The sequence below is a fragment of the Pseudomonas sp. PsB genome, from assembly GCF_043658375.1.
GTDB lineage: Bacteria > Pseudomonadota > Gammaproteobacteria > Pseudomonadales > Pseudomonadaceae > Aquipseudomonas > Aquipseudomonas putida_Z.
In genome coordinates this window covers 1-16023 of the sequence record NZ_JBIGLU010000045.1, presented here as the reverse complement: position 1 = coordinate 16023, position 16023 = coordinate 1, and the positions used below count along the sequence as shown (strand labels likewise).

General features: G+C 67.1%; 11 protein-coding genes. 1 reads left to right on the top strand and 10 read right to left on the bottom strand.

The window, feature by feature from the left end; genetic code table 11:
• Positions 1 to 74: 74 nt before the first annotated feature.
• On the bottom strand, positions 75 to 833 hold the full coding sequence (locus ACGLHT_RS27230) for a 5-oxoprolinase subunit PxpA (protein ID WP_085588015.1): 759 nt from the start codon (positions 831 to 833) through the stop codon (positions 75 to 77).
• Between the two features lie 120 nt (positions 834 to 953).
• Here ACGLHT_RS27230 and ACGLHT_RS27225 point away from each other — a divergent pair, with 120 nt between their 5' ends.
• Positions 954 to 1871, top strand: coding sequence for a LysR family transcriptional regulator (locus tag ACGLHT_RS27225; RefSeq protein ID WP_025339602.1), 918 nt, complete (start codon positions 954 to 956; stop codon positions 1869 to 1871).
• Between the two features lie 60 nt (positions 1872 to 1931).
• Here ACGLHT_RS27225 and bcsC read toward each other — a convergent pair whose 3' ends face one another.
• Genes bcsC through ACGLHT_RS27180 form a run of 9 tightly spaced genes read right to left on the bottom strand, consistent with a single transcriptional unit; the run spans position 1932 to position 15614 of the window.
• Complete coding sequence (gene bcsC / locus ACGLHT_RS27220) at positions 1932 to 5423, bottom strand: cellulose synthase complex outer membrane protein BcsC (RefSeq protein WP_274120002.1); 3492 nt, start codon at positions 5421 to 5423, stop codon at positions 1932 to 1934.
• Positions 5411 to 6526 carry a cellulose synthase complex periplasmic endoglucanase BcsZ gene (gene bcsZ / locus ACGLHT_RS27215; RefSeq protein WP_274120004.1) on the bottom strand — a complete coding sequence of 372 codons (1116 nt, stop codon included), beginning with the start codon at positions 6524 to 6526 and terminating at the stop codon, positions 5411 to 5413. Before bcsZ ends, bcsC begins: the two co-directional genes overlap by 13 nt.
• Positions 6526 to 8805 (bottom strand): cellulose biosynthesis cyclic di-GMP-binding regulatory protein BcsB, encoded by a 2280-nt coding sequence (bcsB, locus tag ACGLHT_RS27210; RefSeq protein WP_394520741.1) that lies wholly within the window; start codon positions 8803 to 8805, stop codon positions 6526 to 6528. The genes bcsZ and bcsB overlap by 1 nt, the downstream gene beginning before the upstream one ends.
• Entirely contained in the window at positions 8805 to 11414 is a 2610-nt protein-coding gene (gene bcsA / locus ACGLHT_RS27205; protein WP_274120006.1) for a UDP-forming cellulose synthase catalytic subunit, read from the bottom strand. The genes bcsB and bcsA overlap by 1 nt, the downstream gene beginning before the upstream one ends.
• A complete protein-coding gene (bcsQ, locus tag ACGLHT_RS27200; RefSeq protein WP_075045574.1) occupies positions 11411 to 12118 on the bottom strand; it encodes a cellulose biosynthesis protein BcsQ in 708 nt (235 codons plus the stop codon). Before bcsQ ends, bcsA begins: the two co-directional genes overlap by 4 nt.
• Entirely contained in the window at positions 12115 to 12333 is a 219-nt protein-coding gene (bcsR, locus tag ACGLHT_RS27195; RefSeq protein ID WP_025339608.1) for a cellulose biosynthesis protein BcsR, read from the bottom strand. Before bcsR ends, bcsQ begins: the two co-directional genes overlap by 4 nt.
• On the bottom strand, positions 12330 to 13949 hold the full coding sequence (bcsG, locus tag ACGLHT_RS27190; protein ID WP_274120008.1) for a cellulose biosynthesis protein BcsG: 1620 nt from the start codon (positions 13947 to 13949) through the stop codon (positions 12330 to 12332). Before bcsG ends, bcsR begins: the two co-directional genes overlap by 4 nt.
• Positions 13942 to 14127: a cellulose biosynthesis protein BcsF gene (gene bcsF, locus ACGLHT_RS27185; RefSeq protein WP_274120010.1), complete on the bottom strand. Its 186-nt coding sequence runs from the start codon at positions 14125 to 14127 to the stop codon at positions 13942 to 13944. Before bcsF ends, bcsG begins: the two co-directional genes overlap by 8 nt.
• Positions 14124 to 15614, bottom strand: a complete 1491-nt coding sequence (locus tag ACGLHT_RS27180; RefSeq protein ID WP_274120012.1) for a BcsE family c-di-GMP-binding protein — start codon at positions 15612 to 15614, stop codon at positions 14124 to 14126. The genes bcsF and ACGLHT_RS27180 overlap by 4 nt, the downstream gene beginning before the upstream one ends.
• Between the last annotated feature and the right edge of the window lie 409 nt (positions 15615 to 16023).

The following is a 16023-nucleotide window of genomic DNA, read 5'->3' as shown; positions in this document are numbered from 1 at the left end:
GGAATCTTTATAGAAAGGCAGGCGAAAGCAAATTGCACGGGCTCCGGCGTATACCCGCCAGATGCCCCAAGGATTCAGCGTGGCGCACGCACCACGATCCCGGCAGCGTCCAGCGCCTGGCGCGTGGCCTCGACCAGGTCGAGCGCACCCGGGGTATCACTGTGCAAGCAGATGGAATCGAATTCGATGGCCAGGTCCTGCCCCTCGACGGTGCGCACCACGCCTTGCTGACAAGCCCGCAACACCCGTTCGGCGACCGCCCCGGGCTCATGGCCCCGCACATTGCGGGTGAACACGATCGACCCGCTCAGGTCGTACTCGCGGTCGGCGTAGAACTCGCGAATTACCGGCTGGCCAAGCTCCTGGGCAATGCGGCAGATCACCGAACCGGGCATGCAGTACAGCAGCAGCTCCGGCTCGATCACCCGCAGGTTTTCCACCAGCAGCCGTGCAGCTTCTTCGTCACGTGCCAGATGCATGTACAGCGCACCATGCGGCTTGATGTGCTGCAGCCGCACGCCCTGGGCGCGGGCAATTTCACGCAGGGCGCCGAGCTGGTAGAGCATGTCGTCGACCAGTTCCTGGGCCGGGGCATTGATGTGTCTGCGGCCGAAGCCGACCAGGTCACGGAACCCAGGGTGCGCCCCCACTGCGACGCCCAGGGCCTTGGCCCGCTCGACGGTACGGCGCATGGTGCCGGGGTCACCAGCATGGAAGCCGGTGGCGATGTTGGCCGTGCTGATGTAGCCCATCAGCTCGTTGTCGACGCCGTCGCCAATGGTCCACGGGCCAAAGCCCTCACCCATGTCCGAGTTGAAATCCACCACCTGCATGACTGTCTCTCCTGGCGCTTGTGACTGCATGCAAGCCACGTTAGATTCTCCGCACCCCCTTGGGAAGATCTATAAACAGATAGGGTGTCTTCTGAAAATCAGATACCCCGGGAGCCTACCGTGTCACTGACCCTGCGCCAGGTCCGCTACTTCGTCGCCACCGCCGAGATCGGCCAGATTTCCCAGGCGGCAATCCACCTGAACATTTCCCAGTCTGCAGTGACCACGGCGATCAAGGAGCTGGAGGCGATGCTCGGCGTGCTGCTGTTCCAGCGCTCGGCGCAGGGCATGAGCCTGACCGAGGCCGGCCGGCACTTCCTGAACCGCGCCTACGTGATCCTGCGCAGCGTGGACGATGCGCTGAACAGCCCGCTGCCGGACGTGCGCGCCAGCGGCCTGCTGCGCCTGGCGGCAAGTTATACGGTGATCGGCTACTTCCTGCCGCATCACCTGCAGCGGCTGGAGCACTGGCACCCGGACGTGACCCTGGAGCTGTACGAGCAGGAGCGCAGCGCCATCGAACAAGGCTTGCTGGAGGGGCGTTTCGACATGGCAGTGGTGCTCACCGCCAACCTCACCCACCCGGACATCGTCTCGGAAACCCTGTTCAACTCCGAGCGCCGCCTGTGGCTGCCCGGCCATCATCCGCTGTGCGAGCGCTCGGCGGTAAGCCTGGCCGATGTGGCCTGTGAGCCGTTCATCCTGCTGACCGTGGATGAGGCCGAGCAAAGCGCCATGCGCTATTGGGAACAGGCCGGGCAGCGGCCGCAAGTGCGGGTGCGGACCAGTTCGGTGGAGGCCGTGCGCAGCATGGTCGCCAATGGCAGCGGTGTGGCGATCCTGTCGGACCTGGTGCACCGGCCCTGGTCGCTGGAGGGCAAGCGAATCGAGACGGTGACCATCAGCGACCCGGTGACACCGATGAGCGTCGGGTTGGCCTGGCACCGGGAACGGGCGTTCAGCCCGGCGATGCAGGCTGTGCGCAATTACTTCCATGATGCATTCCTGGCGCCGCAGCAGTTGTCGGCACGGCGCTGACCGTTCCCTGCAGGCCCGACTCTTCACGGGTAAATCCGCACACAGCGTCTGCATTCGGAATCAACGCCACTCGCTATAGGGCTCCAGCGGCGTCACCGGCAGCGCCAGGTTGCCCCGCCACGGCTCGAACAGGTAGCGCAGGTAGAGCATGCCATGGCTAGGTGCATAGTCATCGCTGTGCTGCCAGTCGAAGCCCCCGCCCAACACCCACTGGTCGCTCAGGCGACGCTCGAACAGCCCGCGCAGGCGGTAGCCCAGCCCGCTGCTGTCGCTGGCGTCGTTCATGGCGTCGATGTTGGAGCCAACGTCATACTGTGCCAGCACCTTGCGGTTGACGTGCGCGTCCGGGTACAGGCGGCTGCGACCGCTGTGGGCCTGGGACCAACTGACAGAGCCTTCCAACAGCACCGACCAGTCGTAGTTGCGCCAGGCATAACTGACCGGCACGCCAACCGATGTGTAGCGCTGCGGGCTGTAGTAGCCGCCCTGCCCCAGGCTGTAGCCGCCCAGGTCCTTGTCGTGGCGCCAGTGCATCAGCGTAAGGCCCACGCGCACACGCTCATCGGCTTTTTCCACCACGCGGTGGTACCAGCCGGCCATGGCCCGGGTGCGCTGGTTGTCGGCGACGTTTTCGCCATACAGCCAGTGGTGCCCGAGGCTGGCCCAGACGCCATTGTCACCGCCCTGGTCCCAGCTCAGGCCGAGCGTGGCGCCATTGGCCGTGACCCCGCCCCAGTGCACGCCTGTCCACGGGTCACGTGCCCCGGCAAAGGACAACAGCGAGTTGCTCATCGGCCGCCGCGAAGCGGTCAGCGACCAGCCAAACTGGCCGAGGTCACCGTTGAACGTGGCGCCACCCAACCAGTTGTTGATCGCATAGCCCTGGGTGGTGCCCAGGTCGAAGGCCCAGCGGCTACCCTGCCAGCCCAGCGCCAGCACACTGCCGTCAGCAGTTTGCGAGCCCCCCTTGCACTCACCAACAACCTGGCAGCTACCGAAATCTGTGGTATAGCGCCCATCATCGTCTTGCTTGAACGACCCCGCATCCATGCCGATGCGCTCCACCCGCGCAAAGGCGGTGCCGTCCTGCCAAGGGGTATCGACATGCAGCAGGGTCGACTGGGTACTCAGTTCGGACGTGCCCGGCGTGCCGTCGTCCTCGCGCCAACCGTAGTCGTGCATCAACGTCACATGGGTATTGCGCTGGCGATACAGCGCATCGACGTCGCTGCGCAGGCTGCGTGCCAGCCAGTCGTCGTCATCCTGCTCACGGCTGGCCAGCGTCAGTGCACGGTCGTCCCGTGGCGACACGGCAGCACGCTCGAGCATCTGCGCATCGGCCATCGCTGCGGCGTAAAGGTCCAGCGCCCGTTGCGGGTCATCCTGCGCCACCAGGCGGGCAGCGTCGCGCCGCAACAAGGGGTCGGGGCGAGGCTGCTGCGCTGCGATCTGGTCGAGCATTGCGGCCGCCTGGTCGTGTTCGCCCAAGGCGACCCAGACAGCCGCCAGGCGCCGCTGGGCGTTGCTGTCATCGGCAGCCAGTTGCGGTACCTGCACAGCCAGCATGTGCCGGGCCTGTGCCAGGTTGCCTTCGGCCACCGCGCTTTCGATCACGCCGAGGCGCGCCTGGGGTTGCCCAGGCTGCACGGCAAGCACGCGCTGGTAATAACCGCGCGCCTTGCCAGGCTCACCATTGGCCGCCGCCCAGTCAGCCAGCAGCATCAGGTCGTCGGTGCTGCCTTCGCCACGCGCCAGGCTGGCCTCGAGCAGGCGGGTCGCTTCAGCCGTACGGCCTTGCGCCTGCAGCTGCTGCGCCGAGGCCAGGGTCATGCGGCGGCGGATACGCTGCTCCAGTGCATGCATGTCCGCACTCCAGGCCCCCTGCGGCACCGCGCCCAGGCTGTCCAGGGCCAGCGCATCGCGGTCGCTGGACTCCAGGAACAGGCCATGGGCATAGCGGGTAGATGGGTCGCCCGGCTGGCGCTGCACGATGCTGGCGAATGCCGCGTCGGCTTCGGCGGTGCGCCCCAGGTGGCGCAGGCTGCTGGCCAGCTGGTAGACCAGCCAGGGCTCATCGGGGGCCAAGGCCGTGGCCTGGCCCAGCGCCTGGCTGGCCGCCGCCCAGTCCTCTAGCTGCATGGCCTGGTCACCTTGCTGGCGCAGGCGTGCGAGTTCCAGGCTGCGGCGCAGGCTGGCGAACTGCGCTTGCTGCCGAGGCGACAGGCTGTCGAGGTACGCCCGCGCCTTGTCGGGCGATTGCGCCTGGTACACACGCACCAGACCGCGCACGGCACTTTCGTTATCCGCTGCCATGCGCCGAACCTGCAGGAATTGCCGCTCGGCGGCGGCTGTATCGCCCTCGGCCAGCGAGACATCCGCCAGGCCCAGCAAGGCGTATTCCTCCTTCGGGCGCTGCTGGCGTGCCTGCTGGTAGAAGGCACGGGCAGCGCGCAGGTCTTTCGCCTGCAGTGCCCGCTCGCCTTTGCTGAGCAGGGCCCAATAGTGGCTGGACGACTCCAGGTCCTTCCACTGGCTGATCCAGTAGGTGTCCTGCTCCTTGGCGCTCGCTGCCCGGAACGCCGCATTGGCGTCTTCGTAGCGGCTCTGGCGCATCAGTGCATAGCCCAGTGCACCCTGCAGGCTGGCATCATCCGGATACTGGCGCAGCGCCCGGCGCAGTTGTGCTTCGGCTTCAGCGTTGCGGCCCTTGTCGAGCAATGCCAAGCCCCGTCGGCCAGCCTGCCAGGACGGGTCGGCCAGCAGTTTGCGCTGCTGTTGCAGGGTCTCGCTGGCCTGCGCCTGCAACGGTGAGGCCGGGTAACGCTGGAGAAACGCTTGCCAGGCCGCCGCGCTGGCGGCGCTCACCGCTTGCCCGGACAGGTAGTCGAACTCACGCTGGGCAGCGGCATCCCGTGCGCCAGGGTCGCGCGACAGCTGGTCGAGCAAGGCCAAGGCTTCGCGGTCGCGATTTTCGGCGAACAGCCAACCGGCCAAGGTCTGGCGCAGCCCGGCACTGCCCGGGTACTGCTGGTCCAGCTGCTGCAGCTGCCTGATCGCTTCAGGGCGCTGGCCTGGGAGGTTGCCGCGCACGCGCCAGTAGTCCAGGGCCAATTCCAGACTTGGCGGTTCACCAGCGAACAACTGTTCATAGGCCGCCAGCGCCTCTTCATTGCGCCCGGTGACCGCCAGCAGGCGGGCCTGCTGCAATTGCCGCACGCGCTCCGGCTGCTGCAGCTCGAGCAGGCGCCTGGCCTGGCGTGCCTGCAAGCTGCCAGGCGCGATGGCACTGATCCGCGCACTCAACTGCTCGGCCTCGGTGCTGTTCTTTTCGCGCAATGCCAGGCTCAGGGCCGCCAGCAACACATCCGGGTTGCGCGGCTCGAGCAATTGCAGCCGCCCCAGTGCATCGCGCACCAGGTCGTCACGATGCAGCGCCTCGCCGCGACGCACCTGGTCCAGCAGCCATTGGCGCTGTTCGCCGGCATCCTTGGGTTGTGCCGTGGCCTGCCAGGTCACTGCCGCCAGCATCAGCACGCCGATCATTCGCTGCATGGCGCGCTCCAGGCCGGCAACAGGCGGCCGTGCGGGTCAAAACGGTAACGGCCTTGGTCCCAGCCCTGGCCAAACAGCGCCAGCACCTGGCTGTAATAGGCCTTGGCTTCGACTGGCTGCTCGCGCAGGCGCTGACGCTGGGCCGCCAGGCCCGCGGCGTGCTCCGGCGATGCTGCCAGCAACGGCAGCAACGCCGCAGAGAAACCCGCCGGGCCATGGCCACTGGCAACACCGCTGTGCGCATTCACCTGCTCTGGCGGCAACCCCTGGCGCGTGGTCAATGCCGCCATCGGGGCATAGTGGGCCACCAGTTCGGCACGCTGCGCCGCGTCCTTGGCCAGCATGCCGACCCACAGATAGACGCGGATGGCGTCGTAGTCACCCTCACTGCCAGTTTGCGGGTCCGCTGCCAGTTCACCGGCTGGCGTCCACAGCAGCCAGTCCGGGGCAAAGCCCTTTGGCGACGAAGCCAGCCACAAACGCCGCGTGTTGGCCGCCAGCTCGCCCCACAACGGGTCGACCAGGCTGAAGCGATCGAACAACTGCAGTGGCAAATAGCTGGGGTTCAAGCGGGCGCCACGAGCATCCTCGAAGCCGTAGTCCCCCGGCAGCAGCATCACCCCCAGGCCCGGCAGCTTGCGCACGGTCTGCGCGGCGATACGCCACAGCAGGCGCTGGCCCAACTGCGTATAGGCCGGCTCGTCCCACAGCCGCCCGGCTTCCAGCAGGCTGTAGGCAATCCACAGGTCGGCATCGCTGGCGTTGTTGGCATCCAGCACCTGCCACTGCTGCTGGTCGTTACGGCCCCACAGCCAGGCGGGCAGATGCCGGGCCAGGTCGCCCTCCGCCAGGTTGTTGCCGGTCCAGCGCAGCAACTGCGCGAAGGCTTGCCGGTCATTGCCCACCAGGGCGAAGAACAGCGCGTAGCTCTGCCCTTCCGAGGTCGTGATCAGGCGCTCGTCGCTCGGGTCGATGACCCGACCGTCGACACTCACCAGTTCGGCCTTGAAGCGGTCCCAGGCCGGCCATTTGCAAGCCGGTGCGGCACTCGTGACGACGGGCAGGCCCAAGGCGACCAGCCCCACCAGCAACTGACGCATCATCACCCCGCCTCACCCAGGCGGCGCTTGCCTGCCCAGCGCAGTGCCCGCCACAACAGGAAGGCAAACAGCACCACGCAAATGGCCGCGATCGCCGCCAGCAGCACCGGGTGCTCGGACAGGTGGAACCACAGCAGCAGCCACCACGGCAGCGCGCCTACAAAGTAGTGCTCGCCGACGAACTGGCTGGTGACGCCGCTGCTGCGCACCAGCGTCACCGAGCCGGCCACCGCATCGAGCTTGCCCACATCGCCGAGCACGTCGCGCAGCAACGCTTGGTCGCTATCGCTGTTGGCCAGCAGGGCTACGACGCTGCGCTGCTCATGGAAGGGCGACTTCAGCCCGGTGATGGCCGCAATCGGCGCCTGCGCGCTGACTGCCACCCGGCTGCTCGCGGCCACCGGCGCGGTATCGAAGCGCTGGCTGCCCGGCAGCCCTGTGCTACGGCCCTGCAGCAGCCAGTCCCGCTGGGCACTGAGCAGCAGGCCAAGGTTGGGCGCATCCCCCAGCGCCTCAGGCAGGCTGCCGAGCAGCAGCAAGTCGGCATCGGCCGCTGCGGCCTGCTTCCAGTCATCGACCAGCCGCAGGCCAAGCGCCGGGTAGCCGATCTGCCCGGCCAGCCCGCCGACCGCATCGAGCAAGGTGCCCACCTGCATCGCCGTGGGCCTGGCCGGCATGACGACCAGCGTTTCGGAAAGGTCGGCCATGCGGCTGAACGGGAAGCCGCTGCGGGCGAATGCGCGCAGGTCGGGCATGGCGATGTAGTGGTGGTAACCGGACAGGTCGATGGTCGAGTTGTCGTCGATCGCCGCGCGCACATCCACCGGCAACGAGGTCTGGCAGCGGTCGCGCTGGGCGCTGCCCAGGGTGCTGGCAAAGCTGAAATCGAAGCGCAGGCGGTTGCGGTCACCGATCTTCAACGCCGGTACCAGCGACTTCTCGGTCAATGCGCTGTTGTCACCGGACAGCACCGCCAGGCGCATTTCCTCGAGCGTACCGCCGCGCCGGTCATTGCCCACCAGCGGCATGCTGGTGATGTACTGGTCGTTGACGCTGATGCTCAGGCGCGATTCGTCGCTCACTGCCGGGGCCGTGTAGCGGTACAGCGTACGCAGCGGAATGCCCTGGTTGCGCCAAACGAACAAGTCCGGCGGCAGGTTCAGCTCCAGCGTCACCGGCCGTGGTTGCAGGCCACTGACCTGCAACTGCTCGGGGTAATCGAGCAGCTCGGCGAAGCGTACCGGGCGGTCGGTGCGTGTCCAGTTCGGCGCATCGTAGGGCTGGCGCGGCTGCAGTGCCGTCATCTGCTCGACCCTCACCCGGGCACCGCGGAACAGGTTGTTGCCAACCGCCAGCGCCGAGGCGGCCTTGACCAGGTCATCGTCGTTGCGGCCCAGCACCAGCAGCACCTTGCTGAAGCGATCGTCCGGGTGGTCGATCATCTGCAGTACCGGGCCGTCGACCGGCGGGAATTGCTGCAGGTCGGCAAGGAAGGCCGGGCGACGGTCGTTGCTGGCAAACACGATGCTCGGCGTGGGTTTGTCGCCACGGGCCGGCAGGCTGCCGTACAGCACCGGGAAGGTCGCCTTGCGCCAACCGGCCTGGCTGCCGAAGTAGGACGCCAGGATCGCCGCCGCACGCTGCTCGCCCAGGCTCGGCACGCCGCTGAACACCACCGGCAGCGTTACCTTGCCGGTGTCGCGCACATCAAAGAACGGCAGCGGGAAGTACGCCAGGTCGTTGTCCAGGGCCAAAGCCTGTTCGTGCAGCTGCACCTGGCTCTTGCGGTTCAGGTTCAGCCACAGGCCGCTGTGCGCTGGGTCTTCGCAGATGTCGGTGTAATGCCCGACGAACTCCAGGCGTACCCGGTTGAAATCGCTGAGCAGCTTCGGGTCAAGCGGCAGCTGACGGCGCACGCGCTGGCCAAGCTGGTCCTTTTCCACCGGCACCACGCCCATCAGTTCGTCATTCAGGTACACGCGCAGGTGCGACAGGTTCGGCAACAGTGCGGGCGATGGCGTGTAGTCCAGCTGCAGGCTGGCGTCGGTGGCCAGGCGGTCGCGCCGCAGGCCGAATTCGATATGCTCGCTGTTGCGCACCCCCAGCAGCAGGCTGTCGGAGGCATGCCCGAGCTGCTCGAAGGTTTTCGCAACCGCCCAGTTCGGTACCGTGGGTACGGCTGGCTCGGCAAGCGGGGCGACAGAGGCGGCAGCGGCGCTTTGCGACAAGGCAGCAAGCAGCGCCATCGCCAGGCCCCAGGTACGCGCGGGATAACCAGTCATCATGCGTCTCGATCAACAGGGTTCAAGGAAGGGACAGGCTGCGGTGTGCGGGGCCTGTAGCTGGCCAGCCAGTTCGCCAGCGCGTGCAGTGGGCGCAGCCACGCCCGCACCCATGGCGGCAAGTGTTCGACCAGCCGCAGGTAACCGACACCGCCCAGCTTCAGCACATCGACCAGGCTGCGCAGCGGGCGATCGACCTCGTGCTGCTCGTTCCAGCCAAGCCAGGCATCGGCGCGGGCAAAGGTGCAGTGGACCAGGTCGATACGCTGTTGCTGGCCGAGGTCATGGAACACCAGGCCCACGTGTTGCCCGACGGTACGGGTGACACAGGCCTGGAAGGCGAACTCGCGCTGGCCGCGGTTGAGCAGCAGGCGCACCCGCTCCCCCGCTTGCAACTCGAGGCCCCGGTGCAATTGCAGGCCGACACCGCCGTCGGAGTAGTCGACCAGGGTACAGGGGTAGGCGTGACCGCTGGCCAGCACCAGCCCCGCCGGCAAGCGCATCTGCACCCGGTGGGCGCGGCGCACCTGGCGCACTTCGGCAGCCACGGCGACGGCGGCGCCGATGATCAGCAGGTTGTAGATCACCCACAGCGAGCTGACGATCACCGTGCCGATTTCCGCCGCCGGGCCGGTGAACAGGCGCCACACGGCGAAGCCCAGGCCGGCCACGTTGAGCGCCGCCAGCCACAGGTAGGGTTGGGCGATGCGCCAGTCGAACTGCTCCTGCTCCATCAGGCCGCCCTTGGCGGTGACGTTGAACTTGCCCTTCTTCGGCGCGAACAGCGCGACCGTGGTCGGGCGGGCGATGTACCAGGCCAGCACGGTCTCGTAGACCTCGCCCCAGAAGGTCTGCCGGTACTTGCCCTGCATGCGCGAGTTGGTCAGGCTGGCGTGGATCATGTGCGGCAGCACGTACAGCAGGATCATCAACGCCGGGGCGTAGATGATGTAGGCATGCAGCAACAGGAACGCCAGCGGCGCGGTCAGGAACACCAGCCGTGGCAGGCCGGCCAGGAAGTGCAGCATGGCGTTGGCATAGCACACCCGCTGGAACAGGCTCAGCCCACGGCCGAACAGCGGGTTGTCGGTACGGAAGATCTGCACCATGCCCCGGGCCCAGCGAATGCGCTGGCCGATGTGCGCCGACAGGCTCTCGGTGGCCAGGCCGGCCGCCTGCGGAATGCTCAGGTAGGCCGATGACCAACCCTGGCGGTGCATGCGCAAGGCGGTATGGGCATCTTCGGTCACGGTTTCGACGGCGAAACCGCCGATGCTCTCCAGCGCGGTACGGCGCAGCACGGCACACGAGCCGCAGAAGAACGCCGCGTTCCACATGTCATTGCCATCCTGGATCAGGCCGTAGAACAGCTCGCCTTCATTGGGGCGACGGCGGAACGAGCCCAGGTTGCGCTCGAACGGGTCGGGCGAGAAGAAATGGTGTGGCGTCTGCACCAATGCCAGCTTCGGGTCCTTGAGGAACCAGCCCACTGTCATTTGCAAGAAGGAGCGCACCGGCACGTGGTCGCAGTCGAAAATGGCGATCAGCTCGCTGTCGGTCACGCCCAGCGCATGGTTGAGGTTGCCGGCCTTGGCGTGCTTGTTGTCCGGCCGCACGATATAGCCCACCCCCACTTCGTCGGCGAACGCACGGAACGCCTCGCGCCGGCCGTCGTCGAGGATATAGATGCGCAGGCACTCGCGCGGCCAGTCCAGGCCCAGGGCGGCCAGCACCGTGGTGCGCACCACCGACAAGTCTTCGTTGTAGGTGGGAATCATCAGGTCGACGGTCGGCCAGTGCGCCGGATTTGCCGGCAGGTTCGCCGGCTTGCGCTGCAACGGCCAGCTGGTCTGGATGTAGCCCAGGATCAGCACGAACCACGAATAGGTTTCTGCCGCCAGCAGGATCACCCCGCACACAAGGCCCGTGGTGTCGTTCCAGTTCAGGGTCGAGGTGTAGCGCCACCACAGGTAGCGGCAGGAGATCAGCGTCGACAGCACGATCAGCATCAGGGTCGGGAAGCGGCCCGGCATGTGCCGCACCAGCAGGGCGATGCCCAGCAGCAGGCAGATGAACACCAGCTGCGCCAGGTAGCCGAACGGTTCGGTCACGCACAGCACGGCCAGGCCGATGGCGCCCAGGGTCAGCACGCTGTAGAAAACCCATCGGGCGAACACGCTCAAGCCGCGCAGGCGTGCCGAGGCTTGCTGCTTGAAAGCGCTGGCGCGGTAGCGCGCAGGCAGCTGCTGCAGGCGGTCGATCAGCAGGCCATGGTAACGGCGCAGCACCCGGCGCATACCGCGCAGCTGCGCACGCACTGCCCCCCAGGCACGCCGGGCAACCCCAGGTTCGCGAGGCAGCGGTTGGCGCCGGAGCAGCAACCACAGGCTCTGGATCAGCAGGCGCAGCGGGTCGCCCAGGCTTGGGCGCTTGCCCGCCAGTTGCGGGTACAGGCGCTGCCGCTCGGCCAACAGGGCTTGCCAGGCAGGCGACTCCAGGCGCAGGAACAGGAAGGCCAGCCACACGCCAAGGGTGAACAGCCACGCAACCGGCCGCCGCGCGCCACGTGTGCGGAACCAGGCGTAGGCCGACAGAGGGGTCAGGGTCACGACTGGCGCCTCGTCAGGCAGCGCACCGCCAGGCTCTGCACGTCCCGGCAAGCCAGGCTCTGCGGCGCGTAGTGGCCAAGCGGTGCCTTGCACGCCAGGGCCTCGAGGAACGCCTCGTCGCGGTGCACCACCTGGATCGGCAGGCGATCACGGAACAGGTCGCGCCACACCATCAGCAGGTCGCTCTGCAAGCGGCTGGCGGGGTCGTAGCGGTTGACCAGCAACAGGTCGTAGTGCTCGACCTGCCGGCGCCCGAGCAGCAGGTGGCTGGCCATTTCGGCCTCGGCCACCAACACCCGCACGTCAGTCTCGACGCTTTGGCCAGCGGCATCGGCCGGCAGTTGCGGCAGATCGAACAGCAACCAGTCGAAGTGTTCGGCCAGCTCGGCCTGTCGCGCGCGCCAGGCTTCAGCATCGGGCAACGGCGGCCGCGTGCCGGCAGGCAGATTGCCGAACGGCATCAGGCACAGGCCATCGAGCACCTCGTACATGGCATCGCTGTATGGCCGCCCTTCCCGCTCGGCAAGCGCCCAGCCCTCGTGCGTGTCGAGGGGCAGATTGAAGTGCAGGCCGAGCAGGTTGCTTGGGCACAGGTCGACCAGCAGCACCCGCTCACCTACGCCCTGCAACGCATGCCCCAGCGCGGCCAGCAAGGCACTGCGCCCCAGGCCACCACGAACGCCGTGCAACGCCAGGCTGGTCATGGCGACAGCACCTGGCGCCGCGGCGCCGCCGTGTACAAGGTGCCCTGGGCGCTGCTCCGGCAGCTTTCACCCAGCAGCGGCCAGCGCTGCAAGGCCTGCTGGACACCCACCAGCAATGAGATGTCCTGGTAGTTCAGGTCCGGCATGTCCAGGTGCTGGCGCAACTGGGCGATATCGTCGCTGCGGTCGGCAGGGTCTGCCTTGCCAGTGATCATGGGCGCTCCTTCGGGACAGGCTGCCAGTCGGGCTGGCCTTGCAGGCGCATGTAGGCGCGCCCCTGGTAGTTCAGTACTTGCGCACCTGCGGTTTCCGCGACCTGTTCGGTGGTCGGCAGGTCGCTCAGCAGGCTGGGCACATCCAGCAGCTGCTGCTGGCCCAGGCCCGCATACACGCGCGAGATCAGCTCGGACAGCGCCAGGTAGCTGGTGGGTGCCGAGACGTGCAGCGGCTCGCTGCGGGCAGGTTGGCCCATGCCAATGAACTTCAGGCCGACCGGCACATGGGTAATCGATGGGGTGGGGATTTCACGCATGCCCGACAGCTGCATGCGGTCGCCGTGCAGCGCGGCGCCATGTTCCGGGACAATGGCCACGACCACGCGGCGGCCGCTGCGCTCCAGTTCATCGAGGAAGCTGCCAAGCTCGCCGAACAGCCGGGTGGCGCGGGTGGCGTAATCGGCCACGCGGGTACCGCCGTCGGCGGTGACGATACGGTTGCCGTCATGCAGGCTGATGCTGTTGTAGAACAGCGACACATGCTCGGCCGGCGCGCCTTTGCGCTGCCCCCACCAGCGGCGCAGCACCTCCAGGTCGCTGGCGATCGGCGAGCCGTCGAAGCCGACCAGTGCCCGCGGGAAGTCGGTGTTGCGCAGGCCAGGTTGAGGCATGTGCTGCTGGGTGATATCGCCTATGAAGTTGTCGAAGCGGCCGCTGTGGTTGAGCAAGGTGTTGCTCTGGAAGCCGAGCCTGGCCAGGTTCTGGAACAACAGGCACTTCTCCGGGGCCGGCTGATACAGCCCGGCGTGGGACGACTGCCCGCAGCTGGCACGCAGCACGCGGATGGCGGCCGGTCCACTGTAGGACGTGGCCGAGTTGAACTGGTCGAAGATCACGTCCAGGCGCGAGAACAGCGGGTTGTCACGCAGCCCGACGGCAGACAGGTCATCCCAGGCCAGCGAGCAGATGTTGATCACCAGCAGGTCGAACGGCTGCTCATCGGCCTTCATGGCCGGGAATGCTGTCACCCGTTCACGCTCACTGGCGAAGAACCGCTCGAGCCAGCTGTCGAGCGTGGCATTGTCGGCAACCGCGGTGGCCTGAGCCTGCTCGGTGGGGCTGGCAGCCGCGGCGCCAGGCGCCTGGCCCGCATTGAACCCCAGCGCTGGCAGGCCGCCGACCGCCAGCCACGCCAGCCCCAGCAGGCTCAAGGTACTCAGCCGCAGCCAATGGCGCAGGTACAGGTAACCCACCAGCAACAGCGCCAGCGCGCCCAGCAGGTTCCAGTTGATGAAGCGGCCGAGCAGTTCGAGCAGGTAGTCCCACGAGAAATCGAACACCCCCGGCTGCGCCAGCAGGCGGCTGAAGGGCGGCAGCCAGGTGTCCTGGTAGAACAACGCGATGCCGACCGGTACGGCCACCAGTTGCCGCGCGATTCGCAGCCACTTGCCCGGCAACGGCAGCAGCAGAAACGCAGCGAACAACAGGTTCGGCAGCGCCTGGAAGTCGAGCATGCCAAGGGCGACCAACAGGAACTTGGCCAGGAAATAGAGGTTCCACCCTCCCAGTCCAGGCCAGCGGGCCGGTACCGGGAGGGTGGCGGATGTATTAGTCATTACGGAATTCCTGGCGTGCAGCGCGGTGGCGTACGCCCAGCGGTTTCAGGTAACGGGGTGGAAGGCGGCGGCGCAACCAGCCGCGCAGCGTGGCGCGCAGGCGCAACAGCAGCAGGGCCAGCGCCAAGGTGACCAGCGCCGTGATGCCGACCACTTGCAGCAGCTGCACGAAGTTCATGCCGTACCCCGCTTGCCCAGGGCCACCCGGCGCGGTGCCAGGGCCGGCCTGGCCTGGGTGGGCAGCTGCGCCGCCGCGTCGAGCCGGGGTGGCTGTGGCACGCTGTCATCGAGGAAGGCCGGGGTGGCCAGGCTGTCGACACCGGCAAGCACCTCCTGGCTGATGAACAACTCTTTCCACGACAACTGGAAGATGTGGTCAAGGGCTTGCTCGACGCCTTCGGAGCGGCAGGCGAACAGGAACAGGAACAGCACATCGCCCACCACGCAGGCGATATCGCCGTCGCGGCGGAACACCGTGCGCGAGCAGGCTTGCAGCGGGGTCAGGCCAGGGGCCGGGCGCAACACCAGCAACTGGTGGGCAATTTCCCCGTTGCGCACCCCGTGCCACATGGTCTGCACCGCTTTGGCGAACGCGCGCGGCGCCACCAGCCCGCAGATGGCCAGCGGCCGCAGGCGTGCGAGCAAGGCATCGAAATCGCTTGGCAGGCGCCGGCGCCAGAGGTAACCCTGGATGCTCTCGACCATGGTCAGAAAGCGCGACAGGCTGGCACCGAACGGCACGATCTGGCTGGCCCCGCAGGCCAGCAGCAGTTGTTCGTCCTGGTAGCGCAGGGTTGGTGCCATCTCGCGCACCACCAGCTTCAAGGCACTGCCACGCAACTGGCGCAAGCGGTGCAACTGGCGCGCCAGGCTATCCAGGCGCTGCCCGCCGTCCATGGCAAAGATGACCGTGGCGGAAACCGCCCTGCCAGCCTTGGCACCCAGTTCCTCGAGGCTCTCGCAGACCTGCCAGTGCTCGGAGAAGGCTGGCGCACCTTCCAGTACCGGGCGCTGGGCCAGGCACAACAGCTCGTCGCCACCGGTGTCGCTGGGGGCCTGCGGCGCCCCGGCGGCAGCGAAGCCTGCTTCAAGCCGCGCCAGTTCCACATCGCGCGTACCGGTCTTGCCGAGCGGGTTGCTCCAGAAATGCTGCAGGTAGCGCACCCCGCCTTTGCCGCGGTACACCTGGGCCAGGCCATCGACACCCTGGTTGAACGCACGCAGGCGCTCTACCAGCCCGGCACTCTGGCCGCTGCTGATGACCAGCAATAGCGTGGCCTCGGCCAACAGGACCGGGCGCAGCGCGTTGCACCAGCTTTCGACGTTGCCGGCACCCCAGACGTCGGCGGGCGCCAGCAGCACCAGCACCCGCCCGGCGGCGTCGATACGCGGCAGGTCATCGACCAGGTGCCGGGCGGCTTGCAGGTCGGCTTCGTACAGCGCCAGTTCGGCTGGGCCCTGCGCGGCATCGAGCGCACTCAGCACATCACCGATGGCTTGCGCATCGGCGACCAGGGCTGCGCGAACGTGCTCGGGCAGCCCCCCGACCACCTGGCGGCATAGCACGGTGGCGTCTTCTGCGTTGTCGCAGGCCAACCAATACAGTCCTTGTACATGAAGCTGGCTGCTTTCGGCGCCTAAGCCGGAAATAGCCAACCACGGCATTCCATTCGTCAAAACACTGGCTCTGAAAAGTAGATTGAAACGGCTCTGAGAGGTGGCTACGGGCACATGCGCCGCTGAGGCTCGATGATGAGCGTCAAAAAAACAACAAAATAACTGACACCCAACCGAAACCGTCAATTCTACAGCAGTGAGGCAAAATGAAATCACGCAGAAATGTAATGAATTGCAAAAAATTGTTAGCAGCAGGTGCAGGTCTGGGGATGTTTGGCACCTGTGAGATCGAGCGCCGCCCGCGAGGCGCTTCGCAGCACAAGGTTGCCTCAGGTACAACGTGAGCCCGAAGCCTGCGCAGTGCCTGTGGGAGCGGGCAAGCCCGCGAAGCAGGCGACGCGGTGGATGGCACCGGCTACGCCGGTGTTCGCGGCCACGGCCGCTCCCACAGGTACAG

Coding starts and splice junctions, on each gene's coding strand:
- bcsZ (WP_274120004.1), bottom strand. CDS start 6,526: ATGATGCGTCAGTTGCTGGTGGGGCTGGTCGCCTTGGGCCTGCCCGTC.
- bcsR (WP_025339608.1), bottom strand. CDS start 12,333: ATGATCACTGGCAAGGCAGACCCTGCCGACCGCAGCGACGATATCGCC.
- ACGLHT_RS27230 (WP_085588015.1), bottom strand. CDS start 833: ATGCAGGTGGTGGATTTCAACTCGGACATGGGTGAGGGCTTTGGCCCG.
- bcsC (WP_274120002.1), bottom strand. CDS start 5,423: ATGCAGCGAATGATCGGCGTGCTGATGCTGGCGGCAGTGACCTGGCAG.
- ACGLHT_RS27180 (WP_274120012.1), bottom strand. CDS start 15,614: ATGCCGTGGTTGGCTATTTCCGGCTTAGGCGCCGAAAGCAGCCAGCTT.
- bcsG (WP_274120008.1), bottom strand. CDS start 13,949: ATGACTAATACATCCGCCACCCTCCCGGTACCGGCCCGCTGGCCTGGA.
- bcsB (WP_394520741.1), bottom strand. CDS start 8,805: ATGACTGGTTATCCCGCGCGTACCTGGGGCCTGGCGATGGCGCTGCTT.
- bcsF (WP_274120010.1), bottom strand. CDS start 14,127: ATGAACTTCGTGCAGCTGCTGCAAGTGGTCGGCATCACGGCGCTGGTC.
- bcsQ (WP_075045574.1), bottom strand. CDS start 12,118: ATGACCAGCCTGGCGTTGCACGGCGTTCGTGGTGGCCTGGGGCGCAGT.